Here is a 1,550-nt window from a genome sequence, read left to right on the forward strand (position 1 = left end):
GAGAAAGTTAATTTTACTAGCACATTCCTTGTATAAAAATAATGTAGATTATAATCCAGAGCAGTTTAAATTAGAAAAAAGAGTTAAAAAAGGAGAGTATGCATCATAGTATTTAAGTAGTTTTTAATGTGGCAACTGTGTCAGCACCTAAATTCTCTTAAAATTATACCAAATTTAAAGCGTTTTTCAATCTCTCCTTAAAATGAATATTAAGTTGAGAGATTGTTAAACTCCAGTTTCGTATTGTCACTGTCCATTTCTTTTCAGCGTTTTGAATACCAGCAAAAAGCAATTTTAATAAGCTATTATCGTTTGGAAATGCACCTTTTGTCTTAGTTAAAGTTCTAAATTGTCTATGTACTGATTCAATGATATTTGTGGTGTAGATTACCTTTCTTATAGGCTCTGCATATTTAAAATAGTTAGATAAATTATCCCACTTATTTCTCCAAGACTCAAATATAATTGGGTATTTTTTAGCCCATTTTTCTTCAAGTTTATCTAGTTCTGTTTCGGCTTCTTCTTTCGTAAAAGCTTGATAAACAGCTTTGAGTTCACTTGCAAATTGTTTTTGATCTTTAGAAGCTACATATTTAAGAGAATTCCTAATTTGGTGTACGATACACAGTTGTACTTCAGTATCTGGAAAGACTGCGTTTATAGCTTCAGGAAACCCTTTTAGTCCATCAACTGATGCTATTAAAATATCTTTTACACCACGATTTTGTAAATCTGTAAGTACTTGTAACCAAAATTTTGCACCTTCACTTTCATTAAGATAAAGTCCTAATATCTCTTTTTTACCTTCTAAATTTACTCCAAGGACTGTGTAAAAGGCTTTTGAAACATAATGTCCTTCATCTCTTACTTTATAGTGAATTGCATCAAGATAAATAAATGGATAAATTAATTCTAAAGGTCTTTTTCTCCACTCTTCAAGCTTTGGGATTAGTTTATCAGTTATAGCTGTAATTGCTGGTTTAGAGAAGTGTACACCATACATATCTTCAATATGATCTGCTATTTGAGAATAGCTATTACCCAGTGCAAATAGTGAGAGCATTTTTGATTCAAGTTCATCGCTCATATGGGTTTGGTTTTTCTTAACAAGTTCTGGTTCGAAACTACCATTTCTATCCCTTGGAGTTTCTAACTCAAATGTTCCATTCGCAGATTTCATGGTTTTAGAGCTAAAACCATTTTTACGATTTCTCTCAAGGTCTTGTGATAAGTGAGTTTCAAGTTCAGCTTGTAAAGCCATTTCTGTTAGTTGTTTAATTAATGGAGCTAACGCTCCATCTTTACCACCAATGCCTTTACCAGCTTTTAGTTGTGCTGCAAAATCTGCTACATCTATTTCTATTTTCATCTGTTCTTCCTTCTATGTTCAATATTTTATCTTATTGACACAGTTGCCACATTAAAAACTACTTAAATACTATGATGCATACTCTCCTTTTTTAACTCTTTTTTCTAATTTAAACTGCTCTGGATTATAATCTACATTATTTTTATACAAGGAATGTGCTAGTAAAATTAACTTTCTCATG

The 1,550-nt window shown here is 31.2% G+C and carries 1 protein-coding gene; it reads right to left on the minus strand.

Going from position 1 to position 1,550, the window contains the following annotated elements:
* Nucleotides 1-163: 163 nt before the first annotated feature.
* Complete coding sequence (locus tag CJ670_RS09685) at nt 164-1,369, minus strand: IS256 family transposase (RefSeq protein ID WP_105939811.1); 1,206 nt, start codon at nt 1,367-1,369, stop codon at nt 164-166.
* Between the last annotated feature and the right edge of the window lie 181 nt (nt 1,370-1,550).

The sequence above is a fragment of the Arcobacter cryaerophilus gv. crypticus genome (genome assembly GCF_002993025.1).
Classification (GTDB): domain Bacteria; phylum Campylobacterota; class Campylobacteria; order Campylobacterales; family Arcobacteraceae; genus Aliarcobacter; species Aliarcobacter cryaerophilus_B.